Below are 19,287 nucleotides of genomic sequence, written 5' to 3'. Positions count from 1 at the left end.
CCGGCGGCATAGAATAGATTTAGGTGTCGATCGCTTCCACGACCACCAGGCCGCCGCGCACCTCGGTGATCCGCACGCGCTCGCCTGCCGCAGCGTCCGTTCCGCATGCGGGCCACGACCCGTCACCGATCCGAACGCGCCCGCCGTTCGCGTCGATCGCCACGTCCACAATGGCCGTCGTCCCGATCAGGCGAGCCGCCCGATCGTTGAGCTGCGGATCGCTGGTCGCAATCGGGAAATCGACGTACCATCGCTTGCCGATCACGACGGTGACGACACTCCACACGGCAAATGCCGCGATCTGCCCCTCTAGCGGCAGCGCCGGTGCGACGAGTACGGCGAGCCCTACCACGGCCGCCGCGATCGCGAGGAAGACGGCGAAGACACCGGGGATCAGCAGTTCCGCGATGCCGAGCGCCAGGGCACCGATCAGCCACGCGCCGCCCGCACCGCCGATCGCGTCGAGCGTCACTGTTGGGGCAGTTCGAAGGGTCCCCGCTTCGGTTCGCCGCGCGTCGGCGCGGGCGCCGGGGCCTTGCCCAACGCATCCTTGGCGAGTTCGCCGATGCCACCCAGCGTCCCCATCAGCTGCGTCGCCTCCACCGGGAACAGGATCGTCTTGGCATTGGGGCTGGTCGCGAACTTGCCGATGGCCTCCACATATTTCTGCGCGACGAAATAGTTGATCGCCTGTGTCCCGCCCTGTTCGATCGCCTCGGACACCACGCGGGTCGCCTTGGCCTCTGCTTCGGCGGCGCGTTCGCGCGCCTCCGAATCGCGATAGGCCGATTCACGCCGTCCTTCGGCCTCCAGGATACGCGCCTGCTTCTGGCCTTCGGCACGCAGGATCTCCGATGCCCGCGTCCCTTCGGCCTCCAGAATGTTGGCGCGCTTCTCGCGCTCCGCCTTCATCTGGCGACCCATTGCCGTGACAATATCGGCCGGCGGCCGGATATCCTTGATCTCGACCCGGGTGATCTTGACGCCCCACGGCACCGTCGCATGGTCCACGACGGAGAGCAGCCGCGCGTTGATCTCGTCGCGCTTGGACAGCGTTTCGTCGAGATCCATCGACCCCATCACGGTGCGCAGGTTGGTCGTCGTCAACTGGAGCAAGGCGACGTACAGGTCGCTGACCTCATAGGCGGCCTTGGGCGCGTCGAGCACCTGGAAGAAGACGACGCCGTCGGTCGACACGATCGCATTGTCCTTGGTGATGATCTCCTGTCCCGGAATATCGATCACCTGCTCCATCATGTTCACCTTGCGGCCGACGCGATAGAAGAAGGCGGGGTAGAAATTGAAGCCGGGACTGGCCGTGGTGATGTATCGGCCGAAATGTTCGATCGTGTACTGATAGCCCTGGCGAACGATCTTGATGCTCGTGAACAGGTAGAACAGCACCAGTACCAAAGCGAATGCAGCGATCGTGATACCCATATGCCCTCCGCCGAAGCGACTCCCGCGCAACGTCCCGCGTGCATAGCATACCCTCACGTCGCACAAAGACGCCTCGCGCTTCGGCAGATCGTCGGTCGCATCGCAACCGGATACGCCGCCCTCTAGCGCTACGCCCGCGCTGCGGTTACATGGCCCGCCACTTCTCCCTCCCGCGAGGAACGGCATTTTGAACATCCGGCTCGGCCTCACCTTCGACGACGTCCTGCTCGTACCAGCCGAGTCGGACATCCTGCCGAGCACCGCGGATACGCGCACGCAGCTGACGCGGGGGATCGCGCTCAACATCCCGATCCTGTCGTCGGCGATGGATACGGTGACCGAGGCGGACATGGCGATCGTCATGGCGCAGCTGGGCGGCATCGGGGTGTTGCACCGGAACCTGTCTGTCGAGGAACAGGTGGCCGCGGTGCGCCAGGTCAAACGGTTCGAATCGGGTATGGTTGTTAACCCGATCACGATCGCACCGACCGCGACGTTGGCCGAGGCGCAGGCGCTGATGGCGCATCACAAGATCAGCGGCATTCCCGTGGTGGAGCGGGACGGCAAACTGGTCGGCATCCTCACTAACCGCGATGTCCGCTTCGCCGAAAACCCCAAGCAGCCCGTCGCCGAGCTGATGACGCACGACGACCTCGCCACCGTGTCGACCGATGTCGGGCAGGAAGAGGCGAGGCGGCTGCTCCATCAGCGCCGGATCGAAAAGCTGCTGGTGGTGGATGACGCGTATCGATGCGTCGGGCTGATCACGGTCAAGGACATCGAAAAGGCGGTGACCTATCCCACCGCCACGAAGGACGCCGCGGGTCGGCTGCGGGTCGCCTCGGCGACGACGGTCGGCGACAAGGGGTTCGAACGGACCGAGGCGCTGGTCGATGCCGAATGCGACCTGATCGTCATCGATACGGCGCATGGCCACAATCGCGACGTCGCGCGAGCGGTGGAGCGTGTGAAGAAGCTGAGCAATTCGGTGCAGGTCGTCGCCGGCAACGTCGCGACCGGCGCGGCGACGCGGGCGCTGATCGATGCCGGCGCGGACGGGATCAAGGTGGGGATCGGGCCGGGATCGATCTGCACCACCAGGGTGGTGGCCGGGGTCGGCGTGCCACAATTGACCGCGGTGATGGACTGCGCGGAGGCGGCTGCTCGGGCCGGCGTGCCGGTGATCGCCGACGGCGGACTGCGCACCTCGGGTGACCTTGCCAAGGCGCTGGCAGCGGGTGCGTCGACCTGCATGGTCGGCTCGCTGCTGGCCGGCACCGAGGAAGCACCGGGCGAGACGTTCCTGTATCAGGGGCGCGCCTACAAATCGTATCGCGGCATGGGGTCCGTCGGCGCGATGGGACGCGGATCGGCCGATCGCTATTTCCAGGGTGACATCAAGGATCAGATGAAGCTGGTGCCGGAGGGTATCGAAGGACAAGTCGCGTACAAGGGACCGGCGAAGGACGTGATCCACCAACTGGTCGGCGGCATCAAGGCCGCGATGGGCTATACCGGGTCGGCGACGATCCCCGATCTGCAAACGCGTGCGCAATTCGTTCAGATCACCGGGGCGGGGCTGAAGGAGAGCCACGTGCACGATGTGACGATCACCCGCGAAGCGCCGAATTATCCGACACGCTAGGTGACGCCCGCCGCACGCACCCAAGCCGCCATCGAACTGCTCGACGAGGTGATCGTCGCCGCGCGGGGAGGCGGTGCGGCCGCCGATACGCTGGTCACGCGTTATTTCGCGACGCGGCGCTATGCAGGATCGAAGGATCGGCGCGCGGTGCGGGAACTGGTCTATGCCGCCATTCGCCGGGCGGGCGAGATGCCGGCGTCGGGCAGGTCCGCCATGCTGGCGATTGCTGCGGACGACGGCGACGTCGCCGCTACGTTCGACGGATCGACGCACGGTCCGGCACCCATCGGGCCCGAGGAACGCGCCGCATCCAGCGGCGTCATGCCGGAATGGCTCGTGCATGCGCTGGACCGATCGGGTGTATCGACCGATGAGCAGGCCGCGTTGATCGCGCGCGCGCCGCTGGATGTGCGGATCAATCGGTTGACAGCAGATGTCGCGGCGATCGACGCGCTGGGCGGCGTACCCATTCCCGGCCTGGCGGATGGCCTGCGCCTGCCGTCCGGCACCAACGTCAATGCGTTGGCCGGGCAGGTCGAGGTGCAGGACGCCGGCAGCCAGATCGTCAGCCTGGCGGCCCGTGCTCAGGCTGGACAGGCGATCGTCGACCTGTGTGCCGGCGGCGGCGGCAAGACGCTCGCCATCGCCGCGGCAATGGGCAACCACGGCCATATCCTCGCCACGGATGTCGACCGGGGACGGCTCTCCCGATTGGCGCCGCGCGCGGCCAACGCTGGGGTGACCATCATCGAGCCGCGGTTGCTCGATCCCAAACGCGAGGCTGATGCCCTCACCGATTGGCGCGGCTCCGCCGATTGCGTCCTGATCGACGCACCTTGTTCCGGCACCGGTACGTGGCGGCGCAATCCTGAGGCACGGTGGCGGCTGACGCCGGACAGACTTGGGAAGTTCGCTGCACAGCAGCGGCACGTATTGGACGTCGGCGCTTCACTCGTCCGGCCGGGCGGCGCATTGGTCTATATCGTCTGCTCGCTGCTGGATGAAGAAGGCGCTGGCCAGATCGACGATTTCCTGACCGATTATCCCGGCTGGCTTGCTGACACCTCGGACCTGCCGGCGGGGCGGGGCCGGGGGCGTGGCACGCGGCTCGATCCATTCCACGACGGCACCGACGGCTTTTTTGTCGCGCGGCTGATAAGCCCCTGCTAATCCTCGACGCGATGCCCCGAGTGGAGAACTTCATGCGCGTTACGTCCGTCGCCATCGCCGCAACGTTGACCCTGGTATGCGTTTCCACCTCGTTGAACGGACAGCGGCCCGACAATGCGATCGACGCGCGGTCCCTGCAATTGCTCGCCGAAGGGCGCGCCGCGCGCGCGGCCGGCAATCTCGACGGGGCCACCGACTTGCTGGAGACGGCTTTGGCGGTCGATCCCCGCAACCGTCAGGCTTTCGTGACACTCGCCGAAGTGGCGGAAACGCGCGGCCTGCCCGGAAAGGCGATCAGGCTGTACCGCGAGGCGCTGACATTGGAACCGAACGACGTCGGTGCGCTGCGCGGGCAGGGTGAGGCGCTGGTGGCCAAGGGCGCGGTCGCAGTGGCCCGCGGAAATCTCGCCAAGATCCGCACGCTCTGCAAGGCGGGTTGTCCCGAGGCAAACCAGCTGGCGGCAGTCATTGCCAAGGGGCCACCGGTGACGACGGCGCAGACCGAAACGAAATCGCCTGAAACGCAGCCGGCCGCAAAGGAATAGCATCGCGGCATCGCGATGAAGGGTCGTTCGTCCAAGGCCCACGATCCGCTATTTGTGCCATCGCCGCCACGCGCTCGCCCCCCTGATGCTGGTCAAGACAAAGCATTGGCCGACGAGTGGCAACGCCCGACCCGGTTACTGGCGCCCGACCTCTCGCGCCAAGGTGACGAATTCGGCGACGCTCACCGTTTCGGCCCGGCGGGTCGCATCGATGCCGATCCGCTCCAGGGCAGCGAGAGCGCCAGCCACACCCTTCAGGCTCTGGCGCAGCATCTTGCGACGCTGGCCAAAGGCGGCGGCGGTGATCCGCTCGATCACGCGGACGTCGACATCCGCCGGCGCGTCGCCCGGCACGATATGCACCACCGCGGACATCACCTTTGGCGGCGGAGTGAAGGCCGACCGGTGGACGGGCATCGCGATCCTCGCGGACGATCGCCACTGGCTCAGCACCGCCAACCGGCCGTACGCATCGTCATTCGCGGATGCGACGATCCGGTCGGCCACTTCTTTCTGAAACATCAGTGTCGCGGATTGCCACCACGGCTGCCACGCCGCCGTCAACCAGCCGACGAGCAGCGCCGTGCCGACATTGTATGGCAGGTTGGAGACGATGTGCGGCCGCCCCTCGAACAGACTTGGCGCATCCACATCGAGCGCATCGCCTTCGATCACCCGCAGGCGATCCGGATAGGCGGCGGCCAATTCGGCGAGCGCCGGGATGCAGCGACGGTCGCGCTCGATCGCCGTCACGCGCGCTCCGGCGGCCAGCAGCGCACGCGTCAAACCGCCCGGGCCGGGTCCAACCTCCAGCACTTCCGCATCGTGAATGTCGCCGGGCACCGCGGCGATGCGGGCGAGCAATTGCCCGTCGAACAGGAAATTCTGTCCCAGTGCCTTGCTGGCGTTCAGCCCATATCTGGCGATGACGTCGCGCAGCGGCGGCAGCTTGCCGCCAACGGGTGCGACGATCATATGCCGATGCGGCGATCCGCCGCCTGTCCGGCCATCGCGATTGCCGCGATCATCGCGCCCGGATGCGCCCGGTCCTGACCGGCGATGTCGAACGCGGTGCCATGGTCCGGGGACGTGCGCACGATCGGCAGGCCGAGCGTGATGTTGACCCCCTCATCGAAATGCAGCGTCTTGATCGGCACCAGCGCCTGATCGTGATAGCAGCATAGAACGGCATCGTAGCCGGTGCGCGCGGTTGCATGGAACAGCGTATCGGCGGCAAACGGACCGGTGGCGTCGATGCCCTCGGCGCGCAATTGCGCGATGGCCGGCTGCAGCAGGTCGATCTCCTCCCGCCCGATCGTACCGCTTTCGCCCGCATGGGGGTTGAACCCGGCAAATGCCAGACGCGGCGCGACGAGCCCGAAATCCTGCATCAGGCCCATCGCCGTCGCGCGCCCCTTCGCCACGATCAGTTCGATCGACAGCAGCGACGATACCTCAGCCAGCGGTACATGTGCGGTGATGGGTACCACGCGCAGCGACGGACCCGCCAGCATCATCACGGCGGCATCGGCCGCGATGCCACAGCGTTCCGCGACGAATTCGGTCTGGCCCGGCTGATTGAACCCGATGCCATAGAGCTGCGCCTTCGACACCGGTCCCGTTACGAGGCCTCGCGCCACACCGGATCGGGTAAGATCGATCCCATGCTCCAGCGCGCGCAGGGCGGCACGCGCACCGTGCGTGTCCGGCGTGCCCGGCGTGACCGCACCGCCCTCGGCGACGCTCAGGACCGGCAGCGCGCGATCGAAGACCGTCGACGCGGCGTCGAGGCTCTCGACCCGTTCGATCGGCCCGGTCCATACCTGTGCTACGGCCGCCACGTCACCGATCAGGGCGAAGGGCGGCAGGCTGTGCAGGTTTCGCACCGCCCAGCTCTTGGCGATGATCTCCGGGCCGATCCCGGCAGGATCGCCCATCGGTATCGCGAGCGGCACGGCGCGCGCCATATCAGCGATACTCGATGACCGCGTCGCGCCGCAGGTCGCGCAGCTTGCTTTGTGCCCGCAAATTGACGCGCTGCTGTTCCAGCTGCCCCTGGATCTGGGCTGCTCCCGGCACGGCGGACTGCTGCGGATCGTCGCGACCGCACAGCACGAGTGCGCGTACGCCCTCGGTCGGCGAACCGAACGGCGGGGTCGCCTGGCCGACTTGCAGCTTTACCATGATCTCCTGCAGCGGGGCGGGAAGGTCGCGGATGCGGATGCTGTCGTTGTCCACGACCTCGGCGTTGATCGTGGCCGCGACCTTTTCGACCGTGCCGCAACCCTGGATCGACTGCACCGTCTTGGCGAAGGTCGCGGCCCGTGCCTGGGCCTGCGCCTGCGTGGTGCCGGCCGGGAACTGAACGGTAAGCTGCTTGAGGCTGAGCTTCGCATCGCGTGGATCGGCGGCACCGATCGTCCGCTTGTCGGTGAGATACAGGATCGAGAAACCGCCGGGCGTCTCGATCGGCCCCGCGACCTGGCCGACCGCCATCTGCGTCGCCGCATCGGCGAGCGGCTGCGGCAGGGTCACCAGCCGGATCCAGCCGAGATCGCCGCCGACACCGCGCGTGGATGCCTCGGAATAATTGCGGGCGAACAGCTCGAACGGCTGCTGCGCCTTCTGGATTTCGGCGATGATCTGCTTGGCCTTGGCGAACACCTCGGCCCGGTTGCCGTCATTGGCGCTGAGGTAGATCTCGCGGAGGTTGTATTCCTCGGTACCGCGCGACGCCTCGATCCGCTTCTGGATCGCGGTGACTTCCTCCTCGCCGACGTTGACGAACGGTTCGATCTTGCGGCGCAGGTATCGACTCCAGACCAGCTCGCCCTCGATTGCCCGCCGCAGCGACCGCTCCGACGATCCCGCCTTGCGAAGCGCGACGCGCAGCTGGGGGACGGTCATGTTGAACCGCTTGGCGAGCCCGGCCTCGCTCTGGTCCAGTTCGGCGGATGCGATCGTGATCTCGGCGGTCTTGGCCTCCTGGATCTGCAGCGTCTCGTCGATGAGCTGGCGCAGGATCTGAAGCTTGAACTCGTCTATCTGCTCCGGCGCCGGGGCGCGGCCGCCGTTGTTGAATACGGTCAGCGCCAACCGCTGGTCGACGTCGGTCCCGGTGATGACCGTATCGTTGACGATCGCGGTGGGTTTGCGGACATTGGGGTCGAGCTTGCCGAAGATCTGCAGGTTTGCCGGGATGTTGAGGTTGGTCTCCGGCACCTGGCTGTCCTGCACCGTCTGCGCCACCGCGCCGGTGCCGAATGCCGCCAGCGCGACCCAGCCCGACAGGCGGGCGAGGCGGGCGTTGCGTCGAATGTTGTGCGTCACGTTGTTCCGTTACCCCAAAGCTCGGCTGCGCACGGTGGCGCCGCCCCTTGTCCCGGTATTGCCCCGATCCAGCTGAACTGCGGCTTAGCGGCCGAGATTGGTCAAGGCCAGCGTCAACAGGAAGCTGTTGCCCGACCGGGCATCGCCGGTGTCCTGATAATCGCGCCGCCACGTGGCGCCCAGCCGGATGCAATCGTCTTCGTATTGCACGCCGAGCCGGTGACGAATGGGGTCGAACCCATCCGACAGCGACAACGGATCCTCGCTGCGATCGGTCAGGTCGACCACCGCCGATCCGAAGACTGACCAGAAGCGCGCAAACTGGACGCGACCGGCGACGCGTGCTTCCTCGCGATCCTGCAGATCCTCGATCGCGGGAAAAATATTGCGATTGAGCCGGAGATAGCCCGCCAGGACGTAGGTCGAACGAGACCCGACGGTGACGTCGACCTCGTTGCGGCGCACCGCGAACCCGTCCTTGTCGAGGCGGTAGCGATGGGTCAGCGATACGAAGTCGCGCACGCGCAGCGTCGTGCGCCCGACATAGTCGGAGAAGCGATCGCTGAGACCCGTGCCATCGGGCAGAATGGTCGGCCGCGTCGACAGGCGGTAGCTCTGGCCGATCACCGTATCCAGCGTCATGCCGGGCAGCGCGAGCGACCATTCCGCGCCATAGGTGACGCGGCTGCTGTCCTCGAACCGGTCATAGCCGGCGAAGCGGTTGAGCGCGAACAGGTTCGAATCCTCGAGATCGACGGCACGCGCATCCTCGTTCGGCACGTCGAGGTTCGCGATCTTGGGCGAGGCCACGATCTGAACGCGCGGCGTCAGCCGCTGCGTACCGCCGAGGAACTGACCGATGAACGGCCATTTGACGTCGGCCGCCAGCGCACCGATCGCCCGGGTCTGAAAGCCCTCGTTGCCACGATAGCTGACCACCGACGTCAGCAGCGAATCGTTCGTGTTGTAGGCATCGGCGCGGCCATAGGCGGTCAGCGTCACCTCCTGACCCCAGTTGGTCAGGCGGCGCAGGTCCCATTGCCCGGACACGAATGCGCGTTGCGTGTCCTGCCCGGCGGTGCGGGTGATCGCCAGCGTGTTCGCCTGCAACTGCAACTTGCCGCCGGCAAGGTCGAGGCGTTTGCGGAAATCGAGTTCCGGCAGAGCTATCGGCTGATTGCCCTGCGGATCATTGACCCGCAGCGTCTGCACGTACCAGCCGGTCAGCGCGAAATAGGTGTTGGGGTCGATCCGCTCCAGCGAGGCGGTCGTCCGCAACCGGTCGTCGCGCGAAATGTCGTAGCGGCGCAGGAAGGTCCGGTCGCTCGCGATCCGCGCCGATCCGCTGATGCTCCAATAGGGCGACAGCTGGTAGCGGGCGATCCCGTCGATGTAGCCGCGGAACGCGCGTTCCGTCTCGGTCGGCGTGATGGTGTTGAGATCGTCGCTGCGCCGGCTTTCGGTGCCATAAGCGGTGACCCGGAACGCCCCCTTCGTCCCCAGCGCCTCGTAGCGCGCCTCCATCATCGGCAGCACCCGCGTGAACACGTGCGGCGTCAGGATCAGGCCCTTGTTGGGCGCCAGCCGGAAGTAATACGGCGTGACGAACTCGAGGCCATTGACCCGGTCGAGCTGGAAATCGGGCGCGAGCAGGCCGCTTTCCGATCCGGCGCCGACCGGCATTGAGAAGGCGGGAAGCGGCAGTGCCGGCAGGCCGAACAGGTGAAATTGTCCGCCACCGAAATACACGCGCTCGGCCTCCGGACGATACGTGATACGGACGGCCGTGATCTTCCACGACGGCTCCTTGGGGCAGCCGTCCGACGTCTGTACCGCGCATGGGGTGTAGGCGGCCTTGTCGAGCTGCATGGTGCCGTCGGGCTGGCGCGTGCCACGCTCCGCCGCCATGCGGCCGCCCTGCTCCAGCACGACGAGCATGTTGTCGACCATGCCGTCCTTCAGGGAATCGGTCAGCTCGATCGAATCGCCATAGGCGACATCGCCTTGCGGATTGGTGACGGCGATGTTCCCGGTGGCGATCACCTTGCCCGTCTTGCGGTTCCACACGACCTTGTCGGCCCGCAGGCGATCGCCCTGCCGGAACATGCGAACCTCGCTCAGCGCGGTGACGACATCCGTGTTGGTGTCGTATTCCAGGCTGCCGGCGCTGAATTGCACCTGGTCCGCCGCAGCCGGAGCGGTGATCGCGGGGTCGCTGGCGGCGGGCGGCGCGACGGCGCGGTTCTGAAGGTCCTGCGCCAGGGCGGGAACGGACAGGGTCGCGGCAAGGGCCGCAGCCATAGCACCGCCGGCCAGAAGGTCGAAACGCAACACGATGATCCGAACACCCTTTCGGCGCGACCGGCACCGCCCTGAACGGCGCCTCACGCATCCGCCTATCGCATCACCGGCGCGCCTCCGCAATCGTTGTGCTTCGGCCCCCGGAACCCTAGATCGCATCCCTGTCTTTCAGTTCAGGAAGTACCGTTTCATGCAGATCGCCTTTTCCGCCGCCGCCTCCACCGCACCTGCGATCCTCGCGCTGCCGGTGGAAAAGGACCTCGCCGGCCGTGCCGGCTGGCCGGGCGTGGCGGACGGGCATCAGGGCCAGGCGAACGCCGCGGCCCGCGCCGCGCGCTTCGATGGTGAAGCCGGCACCATCGTCGAACTGTTCCTGGCGGATGGGGATGGCGCATCGCACGTGCTGCTGGTGGGCGTCGGCACCGGCAGCGAGGCGGATTGGGAAAAGGCCGGCGGCGCGCTGGTGGCCAAATTGCTGCGGTCCGGCGCAACCGACGTCACCGCCGACCTGTCCGCTGCCAGCCCGACGGCAAAGGCTGCCGCCCGCTTCGTCGCCGGTGCCGCCCAGCGTGCGTGGCGCTACGACCAGTATCGCACCCGGCTGCCCGAAAAGCAGAAGGCGACGTTGGCGACGCTCACCGTCGTCGGCGCGCCTGACGGGATCGAGGGTGCGTGGGCCGATCAGGATGCGTTGACCAGGGGCCTGGAGCTGACCCGCAATCTGGTCGCGGCACCGCCCAACATCCTCTACCCCGAAAGCTTCGTCGAACAGGTCCGCAAGGATGTCGAGGGCCTGGGGCTTGAGATCGTCGTCGTCGACGAGGCGGAGATGACACGGCACGGCATGGGCGCGCTACTGGGCGTCAGCCAGGGTTCGGTGCGCGAGGCTCGCATCCTGGCGCTGAAGTGGAACGGCGCGGGTGAGGGCGATCCCAGCGTGGCGCTGGTCGGCAAGGGCGTGACGTTCGATTCCGGCGGGATCTCGCTGAAGCCCGGCGCCGGCATGGAGGACATGAAGTGGGACATGGGCGGCGCCGGCGCGGTCGCCGGCACGATGAAGGCGCTCGCCGCCCGCAAGGCCAAGGTCAATGTCGTCGGCGTCATGGGGCTGGTCGAGAACATGCCCGATGCGAACGCACAACGCCCCGGTGATGTCGTGACGTCAATGTCGGGCCAGACGATCGAGATCCTCAACACCGACGCCGAAGGCCGGTTGGTATTGGCGGACGCGATCACCTGGACCCAGGCGACGTTCCGGCCAAAGACGATCATTGACCTTGCGACCCTGACCGGCGCGATGATCGTCAGCCTCGGCAACGAATATGGCGGCCTGTTTTCCAACGATGACGCGCTTGCAGACAAGCTGTTGGCGGCCGGCGTGGCGACGGGCGACAAATTGTGGCGGTTCCCGCTGTCTGAAACGTACAACAAGCTCATCGATTCGCCGATCGCCGACATGAAGAATGTCGGACCGCGCGGCGCGGGATCGATCACCGCGGCTCAGTTCATCCAGCGCTTCGTCGACGAAGGGGTGAAGTGGGCCCACCTCGACATCGCCGGCATGGTGTGGAGCGACAAGCCCGGAGCGACCTATGACAAGGGCGCGACAGGTTATGGCGTGAAGCTGCTCGACCGGGTGATCGCCGAGAATTTCGAGGGCTGATCGGCCGCGTCCAATGCCCTCCGGCTGCGGCCGGGGTCCAGTCGGCGCACGCTGATTTGCTGGCGTGACGCTTATTCCAGCTGGACCCCGGTCGTCGCCCGGGAGGACGGGAGCTTGAGGGACATGCAGGTCGACTTCTACCATCTCACCGCCACCCCCCTCGATCGTGCGTTGCCGCAGATCGCGGCGAAGGTTGTGGAAACAGGCGCCCGGTTGCTGATCGTCAGCGCCCGCGACGAACAGCGCGCCGACCTCGACCGCCTGCTGTGGACATGGCGCCCCGACAGCTTTCTCGCCCATGCGCAGGCCGGCGCCGGCGACGACGCTCTACAGCCGGTGCTGATCGCATCCGACTGCACCGCGGCCAACGCCGCCCGCCACATCGCACTGGTGGACGGCACGTGGCGCGACGACGCTCTCTCCTTCGAACGGGCGTTTCATTTCTTCGAGGACGACCATATCCGCTCCGCCCGCGACGCTTGGCGCGCGCTGGCCGGTCATGACGGTGTCGAGCGTCGCTATTGGAAGAAGAACGACGCAGGACGGTGGGAGCAGGCAGCGTAGCGCAGCGCGCGCGTTGAATGAAAATCGTATGCGGCGGGGCTCGGATCACGCATTGCTAATATCCGGCACAGACCTTCCACGTCAGTCCTGCGCTTACCTGATGAACGTTGCGGTCCGGCGGGAATGGCAGCGATGGGTGTCACGTAGTCACCCGGCGTCGCTTTGCTGCCGACGCCCCCCGCGAAACCGAAGCGGTTGCAAAGGCTACGTCCCGCGACTAGGGCGGCGCCACTTCAAGACCGACCCAAAACCACAGGAGCCCGTGACCATCATGGCCGCGAACCGTACCTTTTCGATCATCAAGCCCGATGCCACCCGCCGCAACCTGACCGGTGCGGTCACCAAGATGCTGGAGGATGCCGGCCTGCGCGTCGTCGCTTCGAAGCGCATCCAGATGACGCGCGAGCAGGCCGAGGGCTTCTACGACGTGCATCGTGAGCGTCCGTTCTTCAACGATCTCGTCACGTTCATGATTTCCGGTCCGGTCATCGTGCAGGTGCTCGAGGGCGACAACGCGATGCAGCGCAACCGCGACATCATGGGCGCGACCAACCCGGCCAATGCCGAGCCCGGCACGATCCGCAAGGAACTGGCGGAATCGATCGAAGCCAACACGGTGCATGGTTCGGACTCGGACGAGAATGCCGAGATCGAGATCGCCTATTTCTTTCAGCCGGACGAGATCGTCGGCTGATGACGACCTGGCGACTGCGGCGTGCGTCTTCGGCTGACGCCGCCGCGGTCGCGCTGGTGGCGGGGGCAAGCTTCCTCGACACGTTCGCCGGTATTCTCGACGGGGCCGACATCGTCGCCCACGTCGCCAGGAACAGCTCGGTCGATACGTTCGCCGCCGTGTGCAGCGACCCGGCGAACATCGTGACGCTGGCCGAACATGCCAATGGCGGTGCGCCGATCGGCTATACGCTGGTGACGGCGCCGGACTTCCCGATCCCGACCGATGATCGCGATATCGAGCTTCGCCGGATTTACACGCTACCGCTGGCGCAGGGCATCGGCCTTGGCAAGGCGTTGATGGCACAGGCGATCGACGACGCCAGGGCGCTCGGCAGGGCGAGGCTGTTGCTGGGTGTGCTCGGCAGAAACCAACGCGCGTGTGCATTCTACGAGCGATGCGGCTTCGCGGTGGCGGGGCGTCGCCGCTATCTGGTCGGCGCCACCCTGTGCGACGACTATATATACGCCCTGGATCTATGAGAGGCTTACCCTCCCTCCGGTCGGAGAGAGGGCAGGCCGGTCAGGTCGATGGGAAGGCTCAGGCCGGCACGAAGACCTCGTCGTCGTCCATCACGTGCAGAACGCCATCGGCAATCGCGAAATACGCGCCGCGCAGTTTCAGCTTGCCCGCCGCCTCGCGTTCCGCGACGAACGGGAAGGTGCGAAGGTTGGCGATGCTGACGCGTACCGCCTCATGCTCCATTTCGCGCTTGGCCTCGGCGCCATCGCCGAACTTGCCGATCACGCGTTCGCGCGCGTCGTCGAGCAGGCCGACCCAGTCGGAAATGAACTTGCCCTTGCCGGGTTCGCTGTCCTTGAAACCGTGCGACAGTGCCGCCGCACAGCCGCCGCAGGACGCATGGCCCATCACGACGACTTCCGGCACTTCGAGTTGCGTCACCGCGAATTCGACTGCCGCCGACACGCCGTGATAGCCGCCGCCGGTTTCGAACGGGGGCACGAGGTTGGCGACGTTGCGAACCGCAAAGATCTCGCCGGGCGACGTGTCGAAGATCTGCGACGGGTCGACCCGGCTGTCCGAACAGGCGATCACCATCACCTTGGGGCTCTGGCCCGCGCTCAGTTCCGTCCAGCGTTCGCGCTGCTGAGTCCAGCCGCCCTTGCGGAACCGGCGATAGCCTTCGATCATGTTCGAAAAGTCGGTCAATGAAGCCTCCGTTGTGTCCGTTACGGCGATATAACGCGGGGATCGCACCGAGTTCCAGCACGACCGCCACCAGCCACGAAGCCTTACAAACGGGCAAGGCGGCACAAAGGTTGTGAGAGGCCGGCTTGATCGCTATCTCGCCGTCATGAACGAGATGACCCCGCTCGCCCGTCCGGAACGCCTGCGCAAACCCGACTGGATTCGCGTCAAGGCGCCGACCAGCGCCGGCTTCGCCGCGACGCGCGAACTGATGCGGTCCAAGAGCCTGACGACGGTGTGCGAAGAGGCGGCCTGCCCGAACATCGGCGAATGCTGGTCCAAGAAACACGCGACGGTGATGATCCTGGGCGACACGTGCACGCGCGCCTGTGCGTTCTGCAATGTCAAGACGGGCATGCCGCGCGCGGTCGATCCGATGGAACCCAACAACGTCGCCGATGCCGCCGCGCAAATGGGGCTGGAGCATATCGTCGTCACCTCGGTCGATCGCGACGATCTGCCCGATGGCGGGGCGCGACAGTTCGTCAAGGTGATCGAGGCGATCCGCCGCTCCAACCCGCGCACGACGATCGAGATCCTGACGCCCGATTTCCGCAACAAGCACGAAGCCGCGGTCGAGGCGATCGTGGCGGCGCGCCCCGACGTGTACAACCACAATCTGGAGACGGTGCCGCGGCTGTACCCGACCATCCGTCCGGGTGCGCGCTATTATGCGTCGATCCGCCTGCTGGAGAGCGTCAAGAAGCTTGACCCCTCGATCTTCACCAAGTCCGGGGTGATGCTGGGTCTCGGCGAACAGCGGCTGGAGGTGCACCAGGTGATGGACGACATGCGGTCGGCCGACATCGATTTCCTGACGATGGGTCAATATCTCCAACCCACGCCGCGCCATGCGAAGGTCGAGGAATTCGTCACGCCCAAGGCATTCGACAGCTATGCGGCGATCGCGCGCGCCAAAGGCTTCCTGCTGGTCGCATCGTCGCCGCTGACGCGGTCGAGCTATCACGCGGGCGACGATTTCGCGAAGATGCGCGCCAACCGCGAGGCGAAGCTCGGCAAGGTTCAGGACGTCCGTGCCTAAGCACGCCGAAACGCGCCATCTGCCCTATACGCCAGAGCAGATGTTCGACATGGTGGCCGACGTCGCCCGCTATCCAGAATTCCTGCCCTGGGTCAGCGCGATGCGCGTGCGCCAGGACAATGATGTCGCGACGCTTGCCGACATGATCGTCGGGTTCAAGGGGCTGCGCGAAACCTTCACCTCGAAGGTCGAGAAGACGCGGCCTGCCAGCATCCATGTCGAATATATCGATGGTCCGCTGAAGTATCTGCACAACGACTGGCGGTTCCGGGCGGAAGAAGGCGGTTGCGCCGTCGACTTCGCCGTCGACTTTCAGTTCAAGAACCGGATGTTCGAGATGCTGGCGGGGCAGGTGTTCGGCGTGGCGCTGCGGCGGATGATCGGGGCGTTCGAGGATCGCGCCCGCGTCCTTTACGGCAGCAGCAATTCGAGCGCGACCAGCGCTGCCTGAAGGCGGATGCCGCCACGGCCGAGGTCGCCGAACATCTTGCGATCGGCGTGGACGTCGGACGGATCACCGCCCTTTTCGGCGCGGGCGAATACGACCGTACCCACCGGCTTCTTCTCAGACCCGCCGCCCGGCCCGGCGATGCCGGTGATCGCCACTGCGACATCGGCTCCGCTGTTGGCCAGCGCGCCCTGCGCCATGCTCCACGCCACCGCGATCGACACCGCGCCAAAGGTCTCGAGCACGTCGGAATTGACCTTGAGCAGCTTCATCTTGGCTTCGTTGGAATAGGTGACGAAGCCGGCGCCAAAGACGTCGGAGGATCCCGGTATCTCGGTGATCGCCGCAGCCACGAGTCCGCCGGTGCAGCTTTCCGCCAGTGCCACGGTACGGCCGACGGCACGGTTCGCCTCGACCACGCGTGCGGCGGCTTCGATCAATTCCGGCGGTAGCAGGCTGTTCATCAGCGACGCTCCTCGGTGCAGAGCGGCAGGTCGGGGACCGCGATGGCCTTGCCCTTGGCCTTCTCCGCCTTGAAGTAACGCAGTGTCGTAACGATCACGCCCGCCGTATTCACCGGCGGTAACGGGGCAAGCTGCGTCACGAACTGATCGATCGTCCCGCAATCCGCCGGATTGATCCGTCCGACCAGCACCGGCGCCAGCGCCGCGGTGAGCAGCGGCCGCGCGAATTCCGACTGGAGCAGCGTGTCGATCATCGGATCCGACAGCTTGACGATCGCCGCGCGTGCGTTGGGCCATGCGCGGTCGGCGGCATCCTGATATTTCGCCAGGAAACCGCTGTCGTTCCGCCGCAACAGGCTGCTCGCAGGCAAACGGGTCGCGCAGATGATACCCGTCTGCTGGATGATGTCGGGCAAGGCGACCAGGGTCATCGCCTCTGCCTCCGGCGTGGTGATGCAGCGCGTCTGGGCCTGCGCCGGGCTGGTCAGCAGCGCCACAGCAGCGAGCAGCGCCCTCATCGTGGCAGGCTCACGGTTGCGATCGCCTGGGCCGCAATCCCTTCGCCACGTCCGGTGAAGCCCAGCCGCTCGGTCGTCGTCGCCTTGATGCTCACGCGGTCCTCGCCCAGACCAAGCAGTTCGCCGATCCGGCCGCGCATGGCCCCGCGATGCGGACCGACCTTCGGTTCTTCGCAGATCAGGGTCAGGTCGACGAAATCGATCCTGCCGCCCTTGTCGGCGATGAGCGATGCGGCATGCTGGAGGAAACGCGCCGAATCCGCGCCCTTCCATTGCGGGTCGGATGGCGGGAAATGCGTGCCGATGTCGCCGGCCGCGATCGTCCCCAACAGGGCGTCGGTCAGGGCGTGCAGGCCGACGTCGGCGTCGCTATGCCCCGACAATCCCTTGTCGTGCGGGATCAGCACGCCGCCTAGCCACAATTCCTCGCCCGCCTCCAGCCGGTGGACGTCGAATCCCGACGCGCTGCGCGTCTCCCATGCCACTTTCGCCTCGGCGGCAGAAAAATCCTGTGGATGCGTCACTTTGTCGAGCATCGGATCGCCCTGCACCAAAGCCACGCTCCCGCCAAGTCGCTGCACCATCTGGGCATCGTCGGTCGCCTCCTCGTCATTCGGCCACGCCGCATGCGCGGCTCGTAACGTATCGATGCGGAAGCCCTGCGGCGTCTGCACCCGCGACAGTCCGTCGCGTGGCACCACGATGCCGTCGCGCACCAGCGTATCCGCCATGGTGAGCACGGGCATCGCCGCCGCATGGTCCCTGAGCGCGGTCGCGATGCGATCGATCACCTCTGCCGGAACGAACGGCCGCGCGGCGTCGTGGACGAGGACGAGGTCCGCCTTCACCGCCGCCAGACCGTGGGCGACCGACTCGCGCCGCGTCGCGCCCCCGACGATCAGCGGCACATCTCCGAGCGCCGCGCGCGCCAGCGGTTCGGCACCGGCGGCGATCACCACCATCACCTCGTCCACCAGAGGGTGGCCGCATAACGCCGCATAAGCGTGGGCGATCAGCGGCTTGCCCGCCACCATCGCATATTGCTTGGGAACCGCGCCGCCCGCGCGCGAGCCGCTGCCCGCCGCCACGATCAGCGCCACCATCCGTGGTCGATCCGTCATGCACGCCGCCTAGCGCATGGCCGCCAACCTTGCCAGCGCCGGCCGAAGCGGATAGGGTATGCCCGTTTTTCAGGCAGATCATGGCACAGCTTACGCCCATCCAGATCGGTCCCGTGCGGATCGACAGTCCCGTCGTGCTGGCACCGATGACCGGCGTCACCGATATGCCGTTCCGTACGCTCGTGCGCCGCTATGGCTCCGGCCTCAACGTTACCGAGATGATCGCCAGCCAGGCCGCGATCCGCGAGACGCGGCAATCGATCCAGAAGGCGGCGTGGCATCTGTCGGAAGAGCCCGTCTCGATGCAGCTGGTCGGTTGCACGCCCTATGAAATGGCAGAGGCGGCGAAGCTGGCCGAGGATCGCGGTGCGGCGATCATCGACATCAACATGGGCTGCCCCGTCCGCAAGGTGACCAACGGCGATGCCGGATCGGCGCTAATGCGCGACCCGACGCTGGCCGCGCAACTGGTCGATGCGGTGGTGAAGGCGGTCAAGGCGCCGGTGACGCTCAAGATGCGGATGGGGTGGGATCTCGATAGCCTCAACGCCCCCGAATTGTCTCGGATTGCGCAGGACCTGGGTGTGCAACTCATCACCGTCCATGGCCGCACCCGCAACCAGATGTACAAGGGGAGTGCCGACTGGCGCTTCATCCGCACCGTCAAGGAAGCGGTCGGCATCCCGGTCATCGCCAACGGCGACATCTGCACGATCGACGACGCCGTCGCCGCGCTCGACCAGTCGGGGGCCGATGGTATCATGATCGGTCGCGGTGCTTATGGCCGGCCGTGGGTATTGGGGCAGGTGATGGAGTATCTCGCCACCGGCGCCCGCCGCCCCGATCCGTCGCTGGACGAACAATATCGTGTGATCGTCGAGCATTACGACGCGATGCTCGACCATTATGGCGAGGTGACGGGCGTCAACATGGCGCGCAAGCACATCGGCTGGTATACCAAGGGTCTGACCGGATCGGCGGAGTTCCGCAACGCGGTGAACCAGCAGCCCGATGCCAGGGTCGTCAAGCGCATGCTCGCCGACTTCTATGCGCCGCACCGCGACCAGCCTGCCATCCGACAGGCCGCATGATCT

The 19,287-nt window shown here is 66.3% G+C and carries 20 protein-coding genes; 10 read left to right on the top strand and 10 right to left on the bottom strand.

Features of this window, described 5'->3' with window-relative positions:
* Positions 1-19: 19 nt before the first annotated feature.
* A complete protein-coding gene (locus GTH33_RS12755) occupies positions 20-472 on the bottom strand; it encodes an NfeD family protein (RefSeq protein WP_163958710.1) in 453 nt (150 codons plus the stop codon).
* On the bottom strand, positions 469-1,440 hold the full coding sequence (locus GTH33_RS12750; protein WP_163958709.1) for an SPFH domain-containing protein: 972 nt from the start codon (positions 1,438-1,440) through the stop codon (positions 469-471). The genes GTH33_RS12755 and GTH33_RS12750 overlap by 4 nt, the downstream gene beginning before the upstream one ends.
* 187 nt (positions 1,441-1,627) lie before the next feature.
* On the opposite strand from GTH33_RS12750, the gene guaB reads away from it, so the two are divergent.
* From guaB to GTH33_RS12735, 3 genes are read left to right on the top strand one after another with little or no spacing between them, the layout of a single operon-like run.
* Entirely contained in the window at positions 1,628-3,085 is a 1,458-nt protein-coding gene (gene guaB, locus GTH33_RS12745) for an IMP dehydrogenase (protein WP_163958708.1), read from the top strand.
* Complete coding sequence (locus tag GTH33_RS12740) at positions 3,086-4,255, top strand: RsmB/NOP family class I SAM-dependent RNA methyltransferase (protein ID WP_163958707.1); 1,170 nt, start codon at positions 3,086-3,088, stop codon at positions 4,253-4,255.
* A 32-nt stretch (positions 4,256-4,287) separates the two neighbouring features.
* Entirely contained in the window at positions 4,288-4,800 is a 513-nt protein-coding gene (locus tag GTH33_RS12735; RefSeq protein WP_163958706.1) for a tetratricopeptide repeat protein, read from the top strand.
* Between the two features lie 135 nt (positions 4,801-4,935).
* On the opposite strand, the gene rsmA is transcribed toward GTH33_RS12735, so the two are convergent.
* The 4 genes from rsmA to GTH33_RS12715 all read right to left on the bottom strand — a co-directional run bounded on the left by rsmA (position 4,936) and on the right by GTH33_RS12715 (position 10,431).
* Positions 4,936-5,775 (bottom strand): 16S rRNA (adenine(1518)-N(6)/adenine(1519)-N(6))-dimethyltransferase RsmA, encoded by an 840-nt coding sequence (gene rsmA, locus GTH33_RS12730; protein WP_163958705.1) that lies wholly within the window; start codon positions 5,773-5,775, stop codon positions 4,936-4,938.
* The gene (gene pdxA, locus GTH33_RS12725) at positions 5,772-6,767 is read right to left on the bottom strand and encodes a 4-hydroxythreonine-4-phosphate dehydrogenase PdxA (protein WP_163958704.1); all 996 of its coding nucleotides are present in this window, start codon (positions 6,765-6,767) and stop codon (positions 5,772-5,774) included. Before pdxA ends, rsmA begins: the two co-directional genes overlap by 4 nt.
* A 1-nt stretch (position 6,768) precedes the next feature.
* Complete coding sequence (locus GTH33_RS12720) at positions 6,769-8,130, bottom strand: peptidylprolyl isomerase (protein WP_163958703.1); 1,362 nt, start codon at positions 8,128-8,130, stop codon at positions 6,769-6,771.
* A gap of 84 nt (positions 8,131-8,214) precedes the next feature.
* Positions 8,215-10,431 carry an LPS-assembly protein LptD gene (locus GTH33_RS12715; RefSeq protein ID WP_163960019.1) on the bottom strand — a complete coding sequence of 739 codons (2,217 nt, stop codon included), beginning with the start codon at positions 10,429-10,431 and terminating at the stop codon, positions 8,215-8,217.
* A 190-nt stretch (positions 10,432-10,621) separates the two neighbouring features.
* On the opposite strand from GTH33_RS12715, the gene GTH33_RS12710 reads away from it, so the two are divergent.
* From GTH33_RS12710 to GTH33_RS12695, 4 genes are all read left to right on the top strand, one after another.
* Positions 10,622-12,094: a leucyl aminopeptidase gene (locus tag GTH33_RS12710; RefSeq protein WP_163958702.1), complete on the top strand. Its 1,473-nt coding sequence runs from the start codon at positions 10,622-10,624 to the stop codon at positions 12,092-12,094.
* A 123-nt stretch (positions 12,095-12,217) separates the two neighbouring features.
* Positions 12,218-12,658 (top strand): DNA polymerase III subunit chi, encoded by a 441-nt coding sequence (locus GTH33_RS12705; protein WP_163960017.1) that lies wholly within the window; start codon positions 12,218-12,220, stop codon positions 12,656-12,658.
* A 271-nt stretch (positions 12,659-12,929) separates the two neighbouring features.
* Positions 12,930-13,352 (top strand): nucleoside-diphosphate kinase, encoded by a 423-nt coding sequence (gene ndk / locus GTH33_RS12700; protein ID WP_163960015.1) that lies wholly within the window; start codon positions 12,930-12,932, stop codon positions 13,350-13,352.
* Positions 13,352-13,873: a GNAT family N-acetyltransferase gene (locus GTH33_RS12695; RefSeq protein ID WP_163958701.1), complete on the top strand. Its 522-nt coding sequence runs from the start codon at positions 13,352-13,354 to the stop codon at positions 13,871-13,873. The genes ndk and GTH33_RS12695 overlap by 1 nt, the downstream gene beginning before the upstream one ends.
* Before the next feature lie 58 nt (positions 13,874-13,931).
* On the opposite strand, the gene GTH33_RS12690 is transcribed toward GTH33_RS12695, so the two are convergent.
* On the bottom strand, positions 13,932-14,561 hold the full coding sequence (locus GTH33_RS12690) for a carbonic anhydrase (RefSeq protein ID WP_163958700.1): 630 nt from the start codon (positions 14,559-14,561) through the stop codon (positions 13,932-13,934).
* Between the two features lie 145 nt (positions 14,562-14,706).
* Between GTH33_RS12690 and lipA the strand changes: the two genes are divergently transcribed.
* Both lipA and GTH33_RS12680 read left to right on the top strand, forming a co-directional pair.
* Complete coding sequence (gene lipA / locus GTH33_RS12685) at positions 14,707-15,642, top strand: lipoyl synthase (protein ID WP_163958699.1); 936 nt, start codon at positions 14,707-14,709, stop codon at positions 15,640-15,642.
* Positions 15,635-16,093: a type II toxin-antitoxin system RatA family toxin gene (locus GTH33_RS12680; RefSeq protein ID WP_163958698.1), complete on the top strand. Its 459-nt coding sequence runs from the start codon at positions 15,635-15,637 to the stop codon at positions 16,091-16,093. Before lipA ends, GTH33_RS12680 begins: the two co-directional genes overlap by 8 nt.
* Here the strand turns inward: GTH33_RS12680 and GTH33_RS12675 are convergent.
* From GTH33_RS12675 to GTH33_RS12665, 3 genes are read right to left on the bottom strand one after another with little or no spacing between them, the layout of a single operon-like run.
* On the bottom strand, positions 16,054-16,554 hold the full coding sequence (locus GTH33_RS12675) for a CinA family protein (RefSeq protein WP_163958697.1): 501 nt from the start codon (positions 16,552-16,554) through the stop codon (positions 16,054-16,056). The two genes, GTH33_RS12680 and GTH33_RS12675, sit on opposite strands and share 40 nt — an antisense overlap.
* Positions 16,554-17,072 carry a hypothetical protein gene (locus GTH33_RS12670; protein ID WP_163958696.1) on the bottom strand — a complete coding sequence of 173 codons (519 nt, stop codon included), beginning with the start codon at positions 17,070-17,072 and terminating at the stop codon, positions 16,554-16,556. The genes GTH33_RS12675 and GTH33_RS12670 overlap by 1 nt, the downstream gene beginning before the upstream one ends.
* The gene (locus tag GTH33_RS12665) at positions 17,069-18,193 is read right to left on the bottom strand and encodes a bifunctional 2-C-methyl-D-erythritol 4-phosphate cytidylyltransferase/2-C-methyl-D-erythritol 2,4-cyclodiphosphate synthase (RefSeq protein WP_163958695.1); all 1,125 of its coding nucleotides are present in this window, start codon (positions 18,191-18,193) and stop codon (positions 17,069-17,071) included. Before GTH33_RS12665 ends, GTH33_RS12670 begins: the two co-directional genes overlap by 4 nt.
* A gap of 80 nt (positions 18,194-18,273) precedes the next feature.
* Here GTH33_RS12665 and dusB point away from each other — a divergent pair, with 80 nt between their 5' ends.
* Complete coding sequence (dusB, locus tag GTH33_RS12660) at positions 18,274-19,284, top strand: tRNA dihydrouridine synthase DusB (protein ID WP_163958694.1); 1,011 nt, start codon at positions 18,274-18,276, stop codon at positions 19,282-19,284.
* Positions 19,285-19,287 lie beyond the last annotated feature (3 nt).

It is taken from the genome of Sphingomonas insulae, from assembly GCF_010450875.1.
Taxonomy (GTDB): Bacteria; Pseudomonadota; Alphaproteobacteria; order Sphingomonadales; family Sphingomonadaceae; genus Sphingomonas; species Sphingomonas insulae.
Note: the sequence above shows the minus strand (reverse complement) of the source record. Positions and strands in the feature narration are given on the sequence as shown.

Excerpts from the sequence above, each read along its gene's own strand:
- GTH33_RS12750 (WP_163958709.1), bottom strand. The coding sequence starts at position 1,440 with ATGGGTATCACGATCGCTGCATTCGCTTTGGTACTGGTGCTGTTCTAC.
- GTH33_RS12735 (WP_163958706.1), top strand. The coding sequence starts at position 4,288 with ATGCGCGTTACGTCCGTCGCCATCGCCGCAACGTTGACCCTGGTATGC.
- rsmA (WP_163958705.1), bottom strand. The coding sequence starts at position 5,775 with ATGATCGTCGCACCCGTTGGCGGCAAGCTGCCGCCGCTGCGCGACGTC.
- pdxA (WP_163958704.1), bottom strand. The coding sequence starts at position 6,767 with ATGGCGCGCGCCGTGCCGCTCGCGATACCGATGGGCGATCCTGCCGGG.
- GTH33_RS12715 (WP_163960019.1), bottom strand. The coding sequence starts at position 10,431 with ATGGCTGCGGCCCTTGCCGCGACCCTGTCCGTTCCCGCCCTGGCGCAG.
- GTH33_RS12710 (WP_163958702.1), top strand. The coding sequence starts at position 10,622 with ATGCAGATCGCCTTTTCCGCCGCCGCCTCCACCGCACCTGCGATCCTC.
- GTH33_RS12705 (WP_163960017.1), top strand. The coding sequence starts at position 12,218 with ATGCAGGTCGACTTCTACCATCTCACCGCCACCCCCCTCGATCGTGCG.
- ndk (WP_163960015.1), top strand. The coding sequence starts at position 12,930 with ATGGCCGCGAACCGTACCTTTTCGATCATCAAGCCCGATGCCACCCGC.
- GTH33_RS12695 (WP_163958701.1), top strand. The coding sequence starts at position 13,352 with ATGACGACCTGGCGACTGCGGCGTGCGTCTTCGGCTGACGCCGCCGCG.
- lipA (WP_163958699.1), top strand. The coding sequence starts at position 14,707 with ATGAACGAGATGACCCCGCTCGCCCGTCCGGAACGCCTGCGCAAACCC.
- GTH33_RS12675 (WP_163958697.1), bottom strand. The coding sequence starts at position 16,554 with ATGAACAGCCTGCTACCGCCGGAATTGATCGAAGCCGCCGCACGCGTG.
- GTH33_RS12670 (WP_163958696.1), bottom strand. The coding sequence starts at position 17,072 with ATGAGGGCGCTGCTCGCTGCTGTGGCGCTGCTGACCAGCCCGGCGCAG.
- GTH33_RS12665 (WP_163958695.1), bottom strand. The coding sequence starts at position 18,193 with ATGACGGATCGACCACGGATGGTGGCGCTGATCGTGGCGGCGGGCAGC.
- dusB (WP_163958694.1), top strand. The coding sequence starts at position 18,274 with ATGGCACAGCTTACGCCCATCCAGATCGGTCCCGTGCGGATCGACAGT.